We start from the raw sequence: 16,287 nt of genomic DNA on the forward strand, positions 1-16,287 counted from the left end.
TCGCCCTCTGTGGGTCCGGGGGCTCTCTGCCGAAGGGCATGGTCTGCGCAAGGGTGCGGGGGCGCATGGGCACCTAGTCGAAGTGTGAGTAGCGGTGTGAGTAGTCGCGCAGCATGCGATTACAACTAATCAAGCAGAATCAGTGATGTAGCGCAGGATTACGAATGATGGTGGGCCCACCATCGATTCAACAACTTGCGCGTGACCTGACCGCGCCTCCGTAAATCACTCCAACGGTTTCACGCGCGGCACGCTCTTGTCGTAGCGCTTCATCATCGCCTCGGACACGCCGAGCGCATCCTGCTTCTCCGCGCGATTGCCGACGGTGTCGGTGCCGCCCTTGCGCGTGAGATCATGCAAGCTGAGGCGATCCTTGCAGCGTCCGCTATCGACCCAAAGCGGACACGTATTGGCAACGGTCTTCTTTCGGTGGCATCGTGACTGTGCGTCACGCGCGTAGCATGTCTCCCGTTGCGTGATAGCGTTCCCGCTTCCAGGGGAATTCGTTCCGCGATCTCACGGGGGAGAGAAATGGGTTCAAGAACGCCTGCGGTTTTGGTTACGGCCATCGTCGTCGCCGCAGGTTGCGCCGCGCAGAAAGAGCTGTTGGTCACAGGAGCAAGCAGAGCGGGTGGCGTTCTCAATGCTTTTGTATGAAAGCAACGAGTTCCGGCGGGTGTCCTATGACGAACAACAGGCCCAGGGGCTCGCAGCGGGGCCGCGATGTCGGGGAATCTGCGGGCGCCGGGTCGGGCGCACACCTTTAGGAGGGGGACCATTTGCCGCGTCAGATCGGCGAAACCACGATCCTGCAGGCGTCGTAGCGCGCCAACCTGCCGTGCGACTCGGTCCAGCCCACGGGCATGCATTTGCGGATGCTGATGCCACCATGCGCGGTCTTGTCGTCGAAGCGCGCGTCTTCTGCGGGGGTGATCCAAGCCAGCAGTGTCCATTCGCGCACGACGCTCGCCACCTGCCAGGCGCGCGGATGCTGCCGGAAGTCGGCGACTACGGTCGGCGGCAGCTCTCGCGTCTGCGCCTCCGATAATGGCAACGGCGTGGTGGCCGGTGCCTCGCGCAGCGCCACGCGCACGCGCTTGCCGATCTCACTGACGGGAACGGCATGCTCCTTGACCAGCCCGCATGCACCCCAGGGCTTCTTTCCCTCTACCTCGCGCTGAATGCGCGCCGCGTCGCTTGCGTACCGGACGCCTTGCGCGCCGACCGAGCAGACCGTCGCCTTGCGCACTGCATGCACGAAATGCGCGTTCCGCACCGTCACGTCGGGCAGTTCGTCCATCAACTTGGCCGCCACGAGGCAATGCCAGAAGAAATTGGTGGCTTCACTCGGCTTTGCAGTCATCTACACTCCGGTCGGGGAAGAGGGGATTGCGTCGCTGCGGGTGAGACCGTCACGACGCACCGTGCAACCCGCGCAGGGGCTGCGTCGTTCGAGCATGGCACGAACCACCGTCAGGGGAATAGAGCAATTGGGCAACGAGAACAACCTTCGCCATTGGCTGGGCGTCCACGACGACTACGTGCGCTACTGCCGCGAGGAACGGAATTTCGCGGCGGTGCTGTACCACCTGCTTCTCGAGGACGCGCGCTTGCGATCGTTCCTGGTGTTGACGGGGCGCGACGCGGACCTGGCCTCCGGCGCTCGTGTGTATTTCGAGTACGCGCATCTGCGGGATCTCTGGGCCGCCGCGGCAAGGGACGAAGCCAGCGACGCGGAGAACAACGCGCGCTACCGCGACGCCATTGCGTGCATGCTCGGCCGGCCCGACGTCGAGCTTCCGACAGACTGCCAGGAGTTCAACGAATTCTTCATCGGCAAGGGCGCGAAAGCGGCGTCCGCCCGATACATCCGGATGCCCTCGCGCTGGAGCGATTCGCAGTTCCGCAAGTGGTGCGAACACGCGGACCGATCGTTCGCCGAACGCGTGTGCGCGTTGAAATGGTCCTTCAACGCGAAGCCGGACTTGGTCCTGCACCTGCGCGACGACACGCTCGTGTGCATCGAGGCCAAGCTCGAATCCGACGTGGGCGGATATCGCGTCGACACGGACCATCACGAGGGTCCCTTCCGCTGGAAGCAGACGCGGCTGCAGGAATTCATCCTGCAGGACATCCTCGGATACTCGACGGACTTCCTCATCATTTCGAAGAATCGGAGGCAAGACGTGCAGGCGCCCTGGCGCCGCTTCACCTGGCACGAAGTCTTCGAAGCCTTGCGCGACGACGAAAACGAAGCGCGGATGGTGGGCGAGTTCCGTCGATCGCGGTTCATCGCCGCATGAGCCGCCTGCCCTGGCTGTCGAAATCCCGCATCCAGTCCGGCCGCCAGTGCCACAAGCGCCTGTGGCTCGAACTGAACGATCCGAAGGCGTCGCGATGGACGACGTCCGCGCAAACGCGGCTGGACGAAGGGACGCGCTTCGGTGACCTGGCGCGCGAACTGCTCGGCGGCGGCCTCCTGATTTCCGCGGATCATCTGCACGCCGACGAGGCCCTCGTGGACACGGCGGCGCAATTAACGCGCCCGCTCACCGACGTGCCGATGCTGTTCGAACCGGCCTTCGCGCATGACGGCGTCCGCGTGCGCGTGGATGCATTCCAGCGCCACGGCGACCACGACATCTTGATCGAAGTGAAATCGACGACGTCGGTGAAAGCCGAACATGTCTGGGACTGCGCGATCCAGACCTGGGTTGCGCGCGGCGCGGGCCGCAACGTCACGCGCGTCATGCACGGGCACGTCGATTCACGCTTCGTGTACCGGACCGAAGGCGATTACGAAGGATTGCTGAATCTCGTCGACATCACGGCGCAGGTCGAGGCGCTGATCCCGCATATCCCGCGGGTCGTCGACGAGCTCAAACAGGTGTCGATGCGCCCGATGCCGGCCATCGCCACGGGCAGCGGGTGCTTCGCGCCGTACGAATGCCCCTTCCTGTCGCACTGCCGATCGACGGAGCCGCCGGGACCCGATTTTCCGATCGATCTGCTGCCGCGCGCAGGCGCCGAATTGCTCGAACGATTGGCCGGCGCCGGTCATCTCGATCTGGGTATGGTGCCGGAATCCGCGCTGGCCAACCCGTTGCACCGACGCGTCGTGGCGGTCACGCGCACTGGCGATCCCTTCGTTTCGGACGATCTGGCGCGCCTGCTCGGTGACATCGCCTATCCGCGGTCGTACCTCGACTTCGAGACGATCACCTTCGTTGTGCCGCGGTGGCTAGGCACGCGCCCGTTCCAGCAGTTGCCGTTCCAGTATTCGCTCCACGTCGAAGGGGGCGACGGTGCGATGCAGCACCGCGAATTCCTCGATCTCTCCGGGCAGTCGCCGCTGCAGGGATTCGCGGAGAGCCTGCTCGACGCGATCGCGCCGCAGGGCCCCGTACTCGTCTGGAACCGCGGCTTCGAAAGCACGCGCCTGCGCGAACTCGCCGCTACGTTCCCTGCGCACGCATCGGGCCTGCTCGCGATCGTCGACCGGATGGTGGACCTGCTGCCGATCTATCGCCGGCACTACTACCACCGCGAGATGCGCGGTTCGTGGTCGATCAAGTCGGTGCTGCCGACCCTCGCGCCGGAGCTGGACTACGGCAAGCTCGAAGTCGCCGACGGCGGCGAAGCGCAGAAGGCTTACCTGCGCGCCATCGATGCCACGACGACCACGCAGCAACGCGCGCGCCTCCGCACGCAGATGCTGGCGTACTGCGAACGCGATACGTGGGCGATGGTGCGGCTGGCGAATGCGTTCGCGCCGGTGGTGGCCTGATCGCGCGACACCCGTTCGAATACTGATCTCAAAGGGGGGAAGGAAGCATGGACGTCCGGAAGATCTTGGGTATTGCCGTGTTCGCATCGCTGGTGGGCTGCTCCAACGGGGGATCCGCCGTGGGCGGAGCCGCCGAATCCGTCGCGAACACCGCTGAAAACGTTGCCGCCAACGTCGAGCACGCAATGGCGACCGAATCGAACGGATGGAGCGTGCAGGTGGAAAACTCGGCGATCGACGGTCGCGTGCTGCATGCAAGGAAAGCCTACGCCTTCGCCAATCGCGGGACGTGGTTCGCGGTCGACGTGAAGTGCGTCGAATCCAACGCCGACGTCGGGGTTTCTATCGAGTCCTACGAGGGCGAACCCGCGTCGGCGTCGCCGGGCAGCGCATTCGCCAGCAACATCGTTCCCAACCTGTTCGGTGGCGCGACCACGCTTCCCGTCGGGCGGGCCAGGCCGGCGGGATTGGAGGTCCGGGCGCTCGGCACGCTCTTCACGATCAGCCAGACGTTCTCGAATCGCATCGAAATGCGGCGACCTGCCGTGTTCGAGGACGTGGTGCGATTGCCGACCGAACTTCGTGGCATCAACGGCAGCGAAGTCAACATCGTGCGCGTGGTGCGGGACATGCTGCCCCTGAGCCTGGAGTTGAACAACGGTATGGGTGCCAGCGAAATCGTCATCGATCCGGCGCCGCAGGTCGTCGAGACGTTGCTTGCCTGCGGTGGCGATGCCGACTTGGTGCCGGCGGAAACGGTGGCGCGCCTGCAGGCCGAACACGCGCAGCAACAAGCGCAGGAACAGGCCGCGAAGGAAGCCGCGGAAGCACGTGCTGCACTGGAAGAAGCCCAACAGGCGGAAAAAGCGCAGGCACAGGCCGCCGCGGCGCGTGCGGATTTTGGCGAACAATGCCGCAACCACGGTGATACCGATCGCTACCTCGACGGACGAAAGGTCGATTGCAGAACGGAATTCCCGGAGGAAACCGCCGCGTTCAACGCGGAAGTCGACGCCATCTATGCGGTGCCGAAGAGCCACGGGTTCCTCTGCGCATCGAGGGGCATGCGCGAGGACGTGGCGAGCTTCGCGAAGCGAAACGGCCTGGAGTGGGCGCGGGCCCACGTTCGGCAGGATTGGTGCGGGAACCTGGTGAAGATGGACAAGCAGTCGTGACCGACAGGGCGATCGCATGACCAACGTTTATGCGGGTCCTCCGTACTTCTTCCTGTGCAAGCGCTGCGGCCACGGTTTCAGGCGCGACATCAAGTTCGGATTGCTGTGTCCCAAGTGCCGGTCGCTGCGCGTGAGCCGGACACCGTTTCCCTGCAAGTAGTTTCCGATGATGCAAGAACAACAACTGCCAAGAGAGAAATTCGGTCGCCTCTACCAGGGGATCGCCGCCTCCATCGAATCGGCTTCCGCCGATCTGCAAGCGTTGGAGATCACGCACGAAGAGGGCCGGAAGAACCGGCAGGATGTGCTGACCGTGCTGCACGAGGCGGGCCAACGTTTCCGCGACGAACTTTCCTTGCTCGAACGCCACGCCGAATGGGAGCGGCTGACCGTCGCGTTCTTCGGCGAAACGAACGCCGGCAAGAGCACGATAATCGAAGCACTGCGCATCCTGCTGGACGAGGAAAGCCGGCGGGCGGAGTTGGCGTCGGCCAAACATGATCTGGGCGCGTTCGAATCCCGGTTGGCCGAGCAGGCGGCGTGCGTGGTTGCCGCGGTGGAGTCGGCCGAACAGGAGCAGGCGCAAGCACGGCGCGACTTCAGCCAGGCGCAGGACGAAGCGCTGCGCCGATTCAAGCAAGGCTTGTCGGAGGCCGTAAGCAGCTTCGAAGCCAGGCAGCTCGACGCGGCCCGCGACCTGCAGGACAAGGTGCGCGCGATCGGCAAAATCGTCGAACGCGAGAATGCGCGCCGCATCAATGGGCGGTTGTGGCAGGCACGGGTGTTGTTCACTTTGCTGGGCACGGGCCTCGGCGCCCTGGCCATGTTCGTGCTGCAGGGCTGAGCGCGCATGTCCAGCTTCGGAGAAGCGGCCACGATGCCCGCGAGAACCGCGCGGCAGCAGCTGGCGCAAGCGCTCGACGCTTTCACGCAGTCGTCGGTCGAGCTCGAACGGCAGCGCCAGCGTGCCCGCCGGATCGACGGACGCATCATCGGCACCGGGCAGGCGGACTACACCAAGGCCAACACGCATTACCGCCTCCGGATCGCGGGCAAGCCGTTCCAGCTGATCGACGCGCCCGGCATCGAAGGTGACGTGAAACGCTACAGCCACCTCGTCGAGGAGGCGGTGGCCAAGGCCCACCTGGTGTTCTTCGTCAACGGGACGAACAAGAAGCCAGAAGCGAAGACGGCCCGCGAGATCGGGCGATACCTACGGCGCAACACGCAAGTGTTGCCGATCGTGAATGTCCGCGGTCTCGCCGACGCCTATGAGTTCGAGGAAGACCGCGGCGCCATCGCCGACAACAAGGAGGCTGCGAATGCGCTCCTGCAGACAGAGTCGGTCCTGCAGGCCGCGCTGGGTGAAGGCGTCGTGTTGCCGGGGCATTGCGTGCAGGGGAACCTAGCCTTTTCCGCCCTCGCAATCGACGTGGATTCCGGTCTCACAAGTATCCATCCGGACCGGCAGGATCTCGCGCGTGCACAGCGTGGCTACCTGGAGGCGTTCGGTTCGGCTGCCGACATGCTGCGCTTCAGTGAGGTGTCCGCGTTGGTCGATGTGCTGACTGCACGCACGCGCACCTTCGAATCCGACATCGTGGAGAGCAACAAGGGGCAGGTCCTCGCGCTTGTCGGACAGACGAAAGGCACGCTCGCCCGGATGCGCGAGCAGCACGCGAAATTCATGGCGTCGGTGGCCCCGCACTTCAATGCCTGCCTGAAGGAGGTCGAACGCGTACGCGACGACACATTGCGTGATACGCGTGCGGAACTTCAAGGCGCCTCAAATACGTTCTTCGTCGATATCACCGCCGCATCCGACGAGGTCATCGAGCGCAACTTCGGCAACGTCGCCGCGATCGATACGAGCTTGCGGGAAGCAATTGCAGCGCATCAAGAAACCCTGGGCCGGCGCTGGAAGGAACGGTGTGACGGCGCAAGCAGCAGGATGGAGGAGGACGTCGCAAACGCGACACGACGTCTTACCGAGGATGTCGACCGGATGAACCTGCAGTTGCGACTCGAAACACCGTTGCCGCGCAACAGCCTTGGTCTCGACGCGGGCCACCTGGAAATGGATCTCTCGCTCACGGACTGGGGCGGCATGGTCGCCGAAGTCGGGAGTTATGCATTCCTGGGCTTTGAAATCGGAACCACGTTCCCGGGATACGGCAATCTCATCGGCGCTGCCGTGGGCGTGGTCGCGGGGCTGGTCAAGGTCATCGCAAGCTGGCTAACCGGCAAGCGCGATCGCATCCGCAAGGCGCAGAAGCAGATGCACGCGCAGATCGAAGCGCTGCAGATCAAGCAGAAGATCGAAGTTGACGCGCTGCACGCACAACTGTCGCAACACATCACCACCGCGCTCGATCAAGCCGCCCGCCAGCCAATCCTGCAGTCGAAGGCGGCCCTGGCCCGGCCCGGCGCGCTCCTCGACGAGCAGATCAAAGCGTTGTCGGACATCAGCAATCAGATAAGGGAGATGCCGCGTGGATCAATTCACGAAATTCGCTGCTGAAAAGCTTTCGGTGCTCCAGGCCCTCGACGAACTCGAAGGGCTCCTCGGAGAGATGCAGGCACTGGGCATCGATACCGCCCAAGATGCGGAGAAAGTCGGAAAAGCCAGGGAGGCCATCGCATCCGACGCGCTGCGGATCGCCTTGCTCGGCGCATTTTCGGACGGCAAGACGAGCGTCGTCGCGGCGTGGCTCGGGCGCGTTTTTGGCGACATGAAGATCGACATGGACGAGTCGTCCGATCGCGTCGTGGAATACACGCCGGCGGGTTTGCCCGATAAGTGCCACATCGTCGACACGCCCGGCCTGTTCGGCGACAAGGAACTGACGGAAGCAGGGCGCCAGATCATGTACGAGGAGAAGACCAGGCGCTTTATCTCCGAGGCGCACCTGATCCTCTATGTGGTCGACGCCACCAATCCGCTCAAAGAAACGCATGGCGATGTCGTGAGGTGGGTGCTGGAGGACCTGCAGAAGCTGGACTCGACGATCTTCGTCATCAACAAGATGGATGCAGTGAGCGACTTGCGCGACGAAGCAGCCTTCAACGCGCAGGCCGTCATCAAACGCGACAACCTCAAGTCGAAGTTGCAGCGCGCGGCAGGCCTGAGCGATGCCCAACTTAACGCGCTCAACATCGTCTGCGTGGCCGCCAATCCCAATGGTCGCGGCCTGCCGTTCTGGTTCGGCAAGCCGACCGAATACGATGCGCGGTCCCGCATTCCGCAATTGAAGGCCGCGACGATGGCGACCCTGTCGTCTTCGGTCCCCGACGTGTTGCGGGCCAAGACTGGCATGGATGTCGTGCGCGACATCGTCGCGGTCAAGATCAAAGCCGTGGAGCAGCAATTCCAGGCGTTGTCGCAAGGCAGGGCGCAGATCCTGCAGGAAATCGAGCGCGTCGAAGAGTCGATCGGTCGCGGCCGGCGTGAAGTGTTGCGACACGCCACGAGCCTCGGCGAAGAACTCGACGCGCTCGACAAGACCTTGATGGGCAAGCTGCGGCCGCTGGAGATGGAAGACCTGCGTACGTATCTCGAGGACGAGATCGGCTGGATCGGCGACGAGGTCGGCATGAAGTTGCAACGCCGGATCAAGTCGATCGTCGACAAATACGCCGAGCAATCCGCCGAGGTCACCAACCAGGTGGTCAAGGATGTCGCCCGCCAGATCGACAACACGAGGTCCTTCCTGGAATCGATGGGTGGCAAGGCGGCGGGATGGGCCGGGGATGGCCTCAAAGGGCTGCAGGGCATGAGTCCCGAGGCCATCAAGGGCGCGATCTTCGTCGCCCGGGATCTGCTCGGGAACATGGGTGTCGTGATCAAGTTCAAGCCTTGGGAGGCAAGCAAACTGGCGGGCGGTGTTGCCAAATGGGCGGGGCCTGTCGCCGCCGCGCTGCAGGTGGGCGGCGACGTCTACCAGCACTACAAGCAGTCCGAACTGGAGGCGAAGCTCACCGAGGCGAAGGAGAAGATTGGAACGGAAGTGCGCATGGCGACGCAGCAGGTCCGTGCGCACCTGGCCGATGACCCGTCCATCTTTGCGTTCCTAAGTCCACAGCTCACGGAATTCGAACGTGTCCTGGCCTCACTTCGGCACGAACTAAACAAGATCGACGCCGGCGCGGTGGCCGTCGCATCACTCAAGACCCGGTTGAATGCCTTGAGTCCCAGGTAACGCAGGGAACGCCACAGGGCATGAAGAAGCCGATCCCCGCTGCTTCCCTCGACGGTTGAAAACCGCGGGTCGAACGACTGCGCGCAAGAACACGCTGTCCGCGGGTGCGCAGGCGGCCCCCTCCAGATAGCGCGCCCATGGCTGTTGTGCAACAGCACTGCCACGCCGATGGTGAGGCGATTCTCGATTACTCGGGCATCCCCGGGACCATGACGCATCCGCATCACCATCCGGCGTTCGTGCTGTATGCGCTCGCTCCGTTCGAGCGGGATAGCCATCTGCAGGATGGCAAGGTCCTGCACCGTTCGTTCAAGCAAGGCGACGTGCTGTGGTCGCTCGGCGCAGACGCACACCGGAGAGAACACCGGCAAGGCGCCGTCGCATGCGTTGATCGTCGAGTCGAAGCCGTCGGGCGCGAGTGATCCCGCCTGCAAGGGTTCGCCCGTACCCTGAGGTTCGAGCCTCGCCTCGGGATCCGGGGTGACGCTGAACGCCCGACCTTTCGAGCCTGTACGCTCACGCCTCCCACGGCAGCGAATCCCCCATTCCATGCAATCCGACGCGCGCCCGATCCCGGCCACCCTCCTGCTGCACAAACCGGTCGGCTTCGATGCGCTCGAAGGCCGTCGCCAGGCTGCCGGACTGGTCAAGCCCGACGCGCGGTGGAGCGAAGACCCGACGGGCATCGAACTGCTGGACCAACATTTCTTCCGCCTCACGCCGTTGGTGTCGCTGGATACCGAAGACAGCGGCCTGATGGTGTTCACGCAGGACGGACGCATCTGGCGGCATCTCACGGAAGACATCGACCGCATCGAGCAGGAGTTCATCGTCGAAGTCGACGGCGAAATCGCGCCCTACGGGTTGATCAAGCTCAATCACGGATTGCGCTTCGGTCGTCGCGAACTCCCGCCGTGCAAGGTGAGTTGGCAGAACGAGATCCGCTTGCGCTTCGCGATCAAGGCGCCGGAACCTGGGCAACTGCGCGACATGTGCAGGCAAGTGGGACTACGGGTTGTCGCGATCCGGCGCATCCGAATCGGCAAGGTGCCGTTGGGGAAGATGCCCGTGGGGGCGTGGCGTTATCTTCCGGTCGGCGAAAAGTTCTGAGCACTCACGGGGTGTCGTACATGGCAATGAAGAAATCCATTCCTGCCGCATCCCCCGACGCGTATGTCGCTGCGCTCGATGATTGGCGCAAGCCGCTCGTCGAACGCTTGCGCAAAGCCATAATGTCCGCAGGCGCGCTCGACGAGCGCATCAAGTGGGGCCACCTCGTCTACTTCCACAACGGTCCCATGCTGTTGCTCCGTGCGGAAGACGAGCGCGTTTTGTTCGGTTTCTGGCGCGGCAAACGATTGCGCGAACTCGAGGATCGCCTCAAGGGCGGCGGAAAATACGAGCTCGCGACGATCGAATTGAAGGAAGGCGACACGGTGACACCTGCAAAGGCGAAGCAACTCGTCGCCGCCGCGATCACGTTGAACGACACCCTGGGCGATCCCACCGCGAAGGCATGACCAACGTTCTGTTCCTCTGCAGCCAGAACCGCTTGCGCAGCCCGACGGCGGAGCAGGTGTTCGCCGATTGGCCAGGGTGTCGAGACCGCTTCCGCCGGTCTCAACCACGACGCCGGGAATCCGCTGACGCCCGAGTTGTTGCAGTGGGCGGACCTGGTGTTCGTCATGGAACGCGCGCATCGCAACAAGCTGTCGACGCGTTTCCGCGCGCACATCGGTGGCAAGCGGATCGTGTGCCTGGGCATCCCGGACGACTACGCCTACATGGAGCCGGCGCTCGTCGCGCTGCTGCAAACGAAGGTGCCGCAGCACCTGCGCAGGTGACTCACTTCACCGAAACCAGCTTCCCCGACATCTCGTCGTGCATGTGCATCATCGATTCCATCATCTGCTCGTCGGCGCTGGAACACACGCCGAGCAGCAGCACTTCCTCGCAGCCTTCGGCGGCGATGTACGCGTGGCCCATGTTCGAGTCGATGTACACCGATTCGCCGGCTTCGAGCACGATCGGGTCGTAGAACTCGGTGTGGACTTCGGCGCGGCCTTCGATGACGTGGATGTATTCCTCGCCGGGGTGGCGCACGAGTTCGCCGAATTCGGCGATGCTCTTCGCGCGCACGCGCGTCAGCACCGGGATCATGCGCTTGCGGCGCAATTCGGGGCACAGATAGAAGTAGTCGTAGTTCGGCGTGGTAACGCGCACGGCGTCGTCGATGCGGCCGATGCTGCGGCGGGCGGTGACCGCCGGTTCCGGCGCCGCGGTTTCTTCGGCGAACAGTTCCGACATGCGCAGGTTCAAGCGCTGGCTGATCTGCAGCAGCTTGTCGTACGTCAGGCTGAGGCGGTCGTGTTCGACCTTCGACAGCGTGGACAGCGGAATGCCGCACCGCTGGCTCATTTCCTTCAGGGTCCAGTCGTTGCGCGTGCGCAGCCCGCGGAGGAGTGCGCCGATCGTCGGGTGTTGCGGTGCCATGCGGTTTCCGTGCCCTCCGGCCTGGTCGACGCCCCGTTCAGGGGCGCCTTGCGGACATTACTGGAGAGGATTCTAGGCTGAAATGACCAAAGTAGGTTGACAATTCTCCGATCAGGACGGTTATTCTCCTTAACGGCCAAAACACCCCGCGAGTGGGGCGGCCATCGAGATCACTCTGGGGAGAGGAAGATGCGTTTGATCCAACGTCCGTTGTTCACCGCCTTGCTGGCGCTCGGTGTCGCGTTCACCGCGGCCGCGCAGCAACCGCCGGTGACCGTGCCGCCCGCCGTGCAGGCGCCCGCGACTTCCGCAGCGCCGCTGGCGCCCGATGCGATGCCCGCGCCGGCAGACCGCATGACCGCCACCGATGTCGAAGCGTGGCTCGATGGCTTCATGCCCTACGCGCTGGAGCAGACCGATGTCGCCGGCTCGGTGGTCGTCGTGGTGAAGGACGGCAAGGTGCTGCTGAAGAAGGGCTACGGTTTCTCCGACGTGGCCAAGCGCACGCCGGTCGACGCGGACAAGACGCTGTTCCGCCCCGGTTCGATCTCCAAGCTGTTCACCTGGACGGCGGTGATGCAGCTGGTCGAGCAGGGCAAGCTGGACCTCGACGCCGACGTCAACCGGTACATCGACTTCAAGATCCCGCCGTACGAAGGCAAGCCGGTCACCTTGCGCAACATCATGACCCACACCACCGGCATGGAAGAGGTGGTCCGCGGTCTGATCGCGAACAACGAAAGCGAGATCCTCCCGCTCGACGCCACGCTCAAGCACTGGATCCCCGCGCGCATCTACGCACCGGGCACCACGCCCGCATATTCGAACTACGCCACGGCGATCGCCGGTTACATCGTGCAGCGCACGTCGGGCGAACCGTTCGACAAGTACATCGCGCAGCACATCTTCACGCCCCTGGGCATGAAGCACTCCTCCTTCAGCCAGCCGGTGCAGAAGGAATTCCTCGAGACGACGTCGAAGGGCTATTCCACCGCGTCCGACGGCAAGGCCAAGCCCTACGAGTACATCAACCTCGCACCGGCCGGCAGCCTGACGGCCACCGGCGCGGACATGGGCAACTTCATGATCGCGCACCTGCAGAACGGCGCGTTCGACGGCCAGCGCATCCTGCGCGAGGAAACCGCGCACGAGATGCACGAGACCGGGCAGACCTCGGTCGGTCCGCTCAACAAGATGATGCTCGGCTTCTATGAAACCACCGCCAACGGCCATCGCGCGATCGCGCACGGCGGCGACACGCAGTGGTTCCACAGCGACCTGCAGCTGTTCCTCGACGACAACGTCGGCATCTACGTGTCGACCAACAGCGCGGGCAAGGAGGGCAGTGCGCGCCTGATCCGCGACGGCCTGGTGACCGCGTTCGTCAATCGCTATCTGCCGCCGAAGAATCCGGCGCCGAAAGTCGCGGGCGTCGACGCCGCGACCGCCATGCAGCATGCGCAGATGATCGCCGGCACCTACAACAGCAGCCGCCGCGCCGATTCGAACTTCATGAACCTGGTCTACATGCTCGGCCAGATCAAGGTCGTCGCGAACGAAGACGGCACCATCAGCTCGCCGATGTTCTCGACCTACAGCGGCGCACCGAAGAAGTGGCGCGAGATCAGCCCGTTCGTGTGGCAGGACACCAACAGCGGCGACCGCCTGGCGGCCGACGTCGTCGACGGCAAGGTCACGCGCTTCAGCGGTGAGCCTTACGCGTCGATCATGGTGTTCCAGCGTGCGTCGTTCTGGCAGACGCCGGCGGTGTTCCTGACGATGCTGATCGGCAGCCTGGCCGCGTTGTTGCTGACCGTGCTCGCGTGGCCCGTGTCGGCGATGGTGCGCCGCCACTACGGCACGAAGTATTCGCTGGTCGGCCAGGACGCGCGCGCGCATCGCTGGATCCGCATCGCTTCGCTCGCCGTGCTGGTGTCCTTCGGCGGGATGTTCGGCCTGGTGGTCGCGATGCTGTCGAACTTCGACCTCATGACGCCTGCGCAGGACGGCATGATCATCGCGGTGCGCTCGCTGGTGTCGATCCTCTTGCCGGTCGGTGCCGCCATCGCGCTGTGGAATGCCGGGAAAGTCCTGGCCAGCCATCGCAGGAAGTGGGCGAAGGTGTGGGCCGTCGTGCTCGTCGCGGCGTTCCTCAGCCTGCTGTTCATCGGTTTCGCTTGCCACGTCATCGGCTTCTCGGCCGACTACTGACGGACCCCCGCGCGGCGGCCACCCGGCCGCCGCGCCTTTTTCCGGGAATTCCCTGTGATCCAGACCGACCGCGTCGAGCTCGTGCTGCGGAATGAATTGCTGCGCCTGTCCGAGCCTTTCCGCATCTCCGGACATGTTTTCGAAGCATCGCCCGTCACCGTGGTGAACCTGCGCCAGGGCCACGCCATCGGCCGCGGCGAAGCCTCCGGTGTCTACTACCTGCGCGACGAACCCAGCGACATGCTGCGCACGCTCGATGCGATGCGCGATCGCATCCAGGCGGGCATCACGCGCGATGAATTGCGCGAGATCCTGCAGCCCGGCGGCGCACGCAACGCACTGGACTGCGCGTTGTGGGAACTCGAAGCGCGCGTCCTGGGCATTCCTGCCTGGCAACTGGCCGGCATGGAAAAACCGAAAGCGCTGACGACGACGTTCACCGTCGGCGCCGACCACCCCGAGGTGATGGCGGAGAAGGCACTGGCCTACACGCATGCCCGCGCGATCAAACTCAAGCTCACCGGCCACGTGGACCTCGACATCGCGCGATTGAACGCCGTGCGCGCGGTGCGCCCCGATGCATGGATCGGCGTCGACGCGAACCAGGGCTACATGCCGGCGACGCTGGAGCGCCTGTTGCCCGCACTCGTCGATGCGAAGGTCGCGTTGCTCGAACAACCCTGCCGTCGCGGCCATGAAGCCGAACTCGATGGTGTCGACCGCACCGTGCCGATCGCCGCCGACGAAAGCATCCTGTCGCTGGTCGAACTCGAAGAACGCGCGCATCGGTTCGATGTAGTCAACATCAAGCTCGACAAGTGCGGCGGCCTCACCGAAGGCCTGTTGATGGTCAAGCGTGCGCGCGAACTCGGCCTGAAGGTGATGGTCGGCAACATGGTCGGCACGAGCCTGGCGATGGCGCCGGCGTTCCTGCTCGGGCAGTTCTGCGACATCGTCGATCTCGACGGCCCGATCTTCCTGCAGCGCGATCGCACGCCGGGCGTGGTGTATTTCGACGGCCTCGTCGATTGCCCGCCCGCAGTGTGGGGTTCGCCGGACGTCGTGCTGTGAGCGCGTTGCCGCAAGCCATCGCCAAACCCGGCTGGCTGCGGCAACCGCCGGGGCTGGCGATCCTGTTCTTCACGCAGATGTGGGAGATCTTCTCCTACTACGGGATGCGCACGCTGCTCGTCTATTACATGACGAAGCAGTTGCTGTTCTCGCAGCAGCACGCCTCGATGGTGTACGGCGTGTACATCGCGACGTTCTACTTCACGCCCCTGCTGGGCGGCATCGTGTCGGACCGTTGGCTCGGGCGGAAGCGCTCGGTGATCATCGGCGCGGTCGTCATGTCCTTCGGCCATTTCCTGATGGCGTCGGAATCGATGCTGTATTTCGCGCTCGCGGCGATCGCGTTGGGCAACGGCCTGTTCCTGCCGAGCCTGCCGAGCCAGATCGACGATCTGTACGCGAAGGACGATCCGCGGCGCGGCTCGGCGTACAACTTCTACTACGTGGGCATCAACGTCGGTGGGCTGCTTGCGCCGCTGGTGTGCGGCACGCTCGGCGAGTTGTACGGATGGCACTACGGCTTCGGTGCGGCGGGCGTGGGCATGTTGGCGGGCCTTGCGATCTACACGCTGGGCGGAAAGTGGTTGCCGCCCGAGCGTCCGAAGGTGCAGGACCTCGCACCGTCCGCGCGCATGCCGTTCGCACAGATGAAGCAACGCATCCTCACGCTGTCGGCCGTCGCCGTGTGCGTGATGATCTTCCGCGGCGCATACGAACAATCCGGCAACACGATCGCGTTGTGGGCCGACGTCGGCCTGGATCGCACCGTCGGCAACCACGTCATTCCGATGACGTGGTTCCAGTCGCTCAATCCTTTCCTTGTGATCTTCCTCACGCCGGTGCTCGTCGCGCTCTGGACGAAACAGGCCCGCGGCGGTCGCGAACCGGCTCCGGCGAAGAAGATGGCCCTGGGTGCATTCGGCGTGTCGCTGGCATTCCTGTTGCTCGCGCTCGTCGACGCGAGTGCGCAGGGCCACGCGCACTGGGTGTGGCTCGCGGCGTTCTTCGTCCTGTTCACCGCGGGCGAGCTCTTCATCCTGCCCATCGGGCTGAGCCTGTTCGCGCGATTGGCGCCGGCCGGTTACGCGGCGACATCGATCGCGGCCTGGTACTTCGCCTCGTTCGGCGGAAACCTGTTGGCCGGCGGCCTCGGCACCTTGTGGAGCGCGATGGGGCACGCGGCGTTCTTCGTCGTGATGGCCGGTGTCGCCGCGCTGGCGGGAACGCTGCTGCGATCGCTGCACGGTGCGGTCCTCCGCGCCGAATCCATGAATACGCGCATCTCCGACGAGCGGCGCCTGATGCCATCCATAACCGATTGACAATTTTCCGATCAGGATGCTTTCATCCT

At 64.2% G+C, this 16,287-nt stretch carries 15 protein-coding genes and 1 pseudogene; 13 read left to right on the top strand and 3 right to left on the bottom strand.

The annotated features are described in order from the left end of the window. Positions 1-225: 225 nt before the first annotated feature. Positions 226-360: a hypothetical protein gene (locus ACXJJ8_RS06290; protein ID WP_499027792.1), complete on the bottom strand. Its 135-nt coding sequence runs from the start codon at positions 358-360 to the stop codon at positions 226-228. A 427-nt stretch (positions 361-787) separates the two neighbouring features. After that, positions 788-1,300 (bottom strand): hypothetical protein, encoded by a 513-nt coding sequence (locus tag ACXJJ8_RS06295; RefSeq protein ID WP_499027797.1) that lies wholly within the window; start codon positions 1,298-1,300, stop codon positions 788-790. A gap of 157 nt (positions 1,301-1,457) precedes the next feature. Between ACXJJ8_RS06295 and ACXJJ8_RS06300 the strand changes: the two genes are divergently transcribed. The 10 genes and pseudogenes from ACXJJ8_RS06300 to ACXJJ8_RS06345 all read left to right on the top strand — a co-directional run bounded on the left by ACXJJ8_RS06300 (position 1,458) and on the right by ACXJJ8_RS06345 (position 11,005). Next, the gene (locus ACXJJ8_RS06300; RefSeq protein WP_499027799.1) at positions 1,458-2,303 is read left to right on the top strand and encodes a hypothetical protein; all 846 of its coding nucleotides are present in this window, start codon (positions 1,458-1,460) and stop codon (positions 2,301-2,303) included. Next, positions 2,300-3,787: a DUF2779 domain-containing protein gene (locus ACXJJ8_RS06305; RefSeq protein ID WP_499027801.1), complete on the top strand. Its 1,488-nt coding sequence runs from the start codon at positions 2,300-2,302 to the stop codon at positions 3,785-3,787. Before ACXJJ8_RS06300 ends, ACXJJ8_RS06305 begins: the two co-directional genes overlap by 4 nt. Positions 3,788-3,972: 185 nt before the next feature. Continuing rightward, positions 3,973-4,962: a hypothetical protein gene (locus ACXJJ8_RS06310; RefSeq protein ID WP_499027803.1), complete on the top strand. Its 990-nt coding sequence runs from the start codon at positions 3,973-3,975 to the stop codon at positions 4,960-4,962. Between the two features lie 166 nt (positions 4,963-5,128). After that, on the top strand, positions 5,129-5,806 hold the full coding sequence (locus ACXJJ8_RS06315; protein ID WP_499027805.1) for an AAA family ATPase: 678 nt from the start codon (positions 5,129-5,131) through the stop codon (positions 5,804-5,806). 6 nt (positions 5,807-5,812) lie between these two features. Next, complete coding sequence (locus tag ACXJJ8_RS06320) at positions 5,813-7,483, top strand: P-loop NTPase family protein (protein ID WP_499027807.1); 1,671 nt, start codon at positions 5,813-5,815, stop codon at positions 7,481-7,483. Further along, the gene (locus ACXJJ8_RS06325; RefSeq protein ID WP_499027810.1) at positions 7,455-9,161 is read left to right on the top strand and encodes a GTPase domain-containing protein; all 1,707 of its coding nucleotides are present in this window, start codon (positions 7,455-7,457) and stop codon (positions 9,159-9,161) included. The genes ACXJJ8_RS06320 and ACXJJ8_RS06325 overlap by 29 nt, the downstream gene beginning before the upstream one ends. 137 nt (positions 9,162-9,298) lie before the next feature. Continuing rightward, positions 9,299-9,583: a hypothetical protein gene (locus ACXJJ8_RS06330; RefSeq protein ID WP_499027812.1), complete on the top strand. Its 285-nt coding sequence runs from the start codon at positions 9,299-9,301 to the stop codon at positions 9,581-9,583. A 127-nt stretch (positions 9,584-9,710) separates the two neighbouring features. Next, complete coding sequence (locus ACXJJ8_RS06335) at positions 9,711-10,271, top strand: RNA-binding protein (RefSeq protein WP_499027814.1); 561 nt, start codon at positions 9,711-9,713, stop codon at positions 10,269-10,271. Between the two features lie 20 nt (positions 10,272-10,291). Then, the gene (locus tag ACXJJ8_RS06340) at positions 10,292-10,681 is read left to right on the top strand and encodes a DUF1801 domain-containing protein (RefSeq protein ID WP_499027816.1); all 390 of its coding nucleotides are present in this window, start codon (positions 10,292-10,294) and stop codon (positions 10,679-10,681) included. Further along, positions 10,678-11,005: pseudogene (locus ACXJJ8_RS06345) on the top strand (low molecular weight protein tyrosine phosphatase family protein). The gene ACXJJ8_RS06340 and the pseudogene ACXJJ8_RS06345 overlap by 4 nt, the downstream one beginning before the upstream one ends. A gap of 1 nt (position 11,006) precedes the next feature. Here ACXJJ8_RS06345 and ACXJJ8_RS06350 read toward each other — a convergent pair. Beyond that, complete coding sequence (locus ACXJJ8_RS06350) at positions 11,007-11,654, bottom strand: helix-turn-helix domain-containing protein (RefSeq protein ID WP_499027818.1); 648 nt, start codon at positions 11,652-11,654, stop codon at positions 11,007-11,009. A 189-nt stretch (positions 11,655-11,843) separates the two neighbouring features. On the opposite strand from ACXJJ8_RS06350, the gene ACXJJ8_RS06355 reads away from it, so the two are divergent. The 3 genes from ACXJJ8_RS06355 to ACXJJ8_RS06365 are packed head-to-tail and all read left to right on the top strand — an operon-like array spanning position 11,844 to position 16,258. Further along, positions 11,844-13,865: a serine hydrolase domain-containing protein gene (locus ACXJJ8_RS06355; protein ID WP_499027820.1), complete on the top strand. Its 2,022-nt coding sequence runs from the start codon at positions 11,844-11,846 to the stop codon at positions 13,863-13,865. A 54-nt stretch (positions 13,866-13,919) separates the two neighbouring features. Further along, entirely contained in the window at positions 13,920-14,936 is a 1,017-nt protein-coding gene (locus tag ACXJJ8_RS06360) for a dipeptide epimerase (RefSeq protein WP_499027822.1), read from the top strand. After that, positions 14,933-16,258: a peptide MFS transporter gene (locus tag ACXJJ8_RS06365; protein ID WP_499027824.1), complete on the top strand. Its 1,326-nt coding sequence runs from the start codon at positions 14,933-14,935 to the stop codon at positions 16,256-16,258. The genes ACXJJ8_RS06360 and ACXJJ8_RS06365 overlap by 4 nt, the downstream gene beginning before the upstream one ends. The last annotated feature ends 29 nt before the right edge of the window (positions 16,259-16,287 follow it).

Source organism: Lysobacter sp. P5_C4 (genome assembly GCF_054049695.1).

What these genes read in the sequence shown, in the direction of transcription:
- ACXJJ8_RS06295 (WP_499027797.1), bottom strand. Translation starts at nt 1,300, where the DNA reads ATGGACGAACTGCCCGACGTGACGGTGCGGAACGCGCATTTCGTGCAT.
- ACXJJ8_RS06300 (WP_499027799.1), top strand. Translation starts at nt 1,458, where the DNA reads ATGGCACGAACCACCGTCAGGGGAATAGAGCAATTGGGCAACGAGAAC.
- ACXJJ8_RS06305 (WP_499027801.1), top strand. Translation starts at nt 2,300, where the DNA reads ATGAGCCGCCTGCCCTGGCTGTCGAAATCCCGCATCCAGTCCGGCCGC.
- ACXJJ8_RS06310 (WP_499027803.1), top strand. Translation starts at nt 3,973, where the DNA reads ATGGCGACCGAATCGAACGGATGGAGCGTGCAGGTGGAAAACTCGGCG.
- ACXJJ8_RS06315 (WP_499027805.1), top strand. Translation starts at nt 5,129, where the DNA reads ATGATGCAAGAACAACAACTGCCAAGAGAGAAATTCGGTCGCCTCTAC.
- ACXJJ8_RS06320 (WP_499027807.1), top strand. Translation starts at nt 5,813, where the DNA reads ATGTCCAGCTTCGGAGAAGCGGCCACGATGCCCGCGAGAACCGCGCGG.
- ACXJJ8_RS06330 (WP_499027812.1), top strand. Translation starts at nt 9,299, where the DNA reads ATGGCTGTTGTGCAACAGCACTGCCACGCCGATGGTGAGGCGATTCTC.
- ACXJJ8_RS06335 (WP_499027814.1), top strand. Translation starts at nt 9,711, where the DNA reads ATGCAATCCGACGCGCGCCCGATCCCGGCCACCCTCCTGCTGCACAAA.
- ACXJJ8_RS06340 (WP_499027816.1), top strand. Translation starts at nt 10,292, where the DNA reads ATGGCAATGAAGAAATCCATTCCTGCCGCATCCCCCGACGCGTATGTC.
- ACXJJ8_RS06350 (WP_499027818.1), bottom strand. Translation starts at nt 11,654, where the DNA reads ATGGCACCGCAACACCCGACGATCGGCGCACTCCTCCGCGGGCTGCGC.
- ACXJJ8_RS06355 (WP_499027820.1), top strand. Translation starts at nt 11,844, where the DNA reads ATGCGTTTGATCCAACGTCCGTTGTTCACCGCCTTGCTGGCGCTCGGT.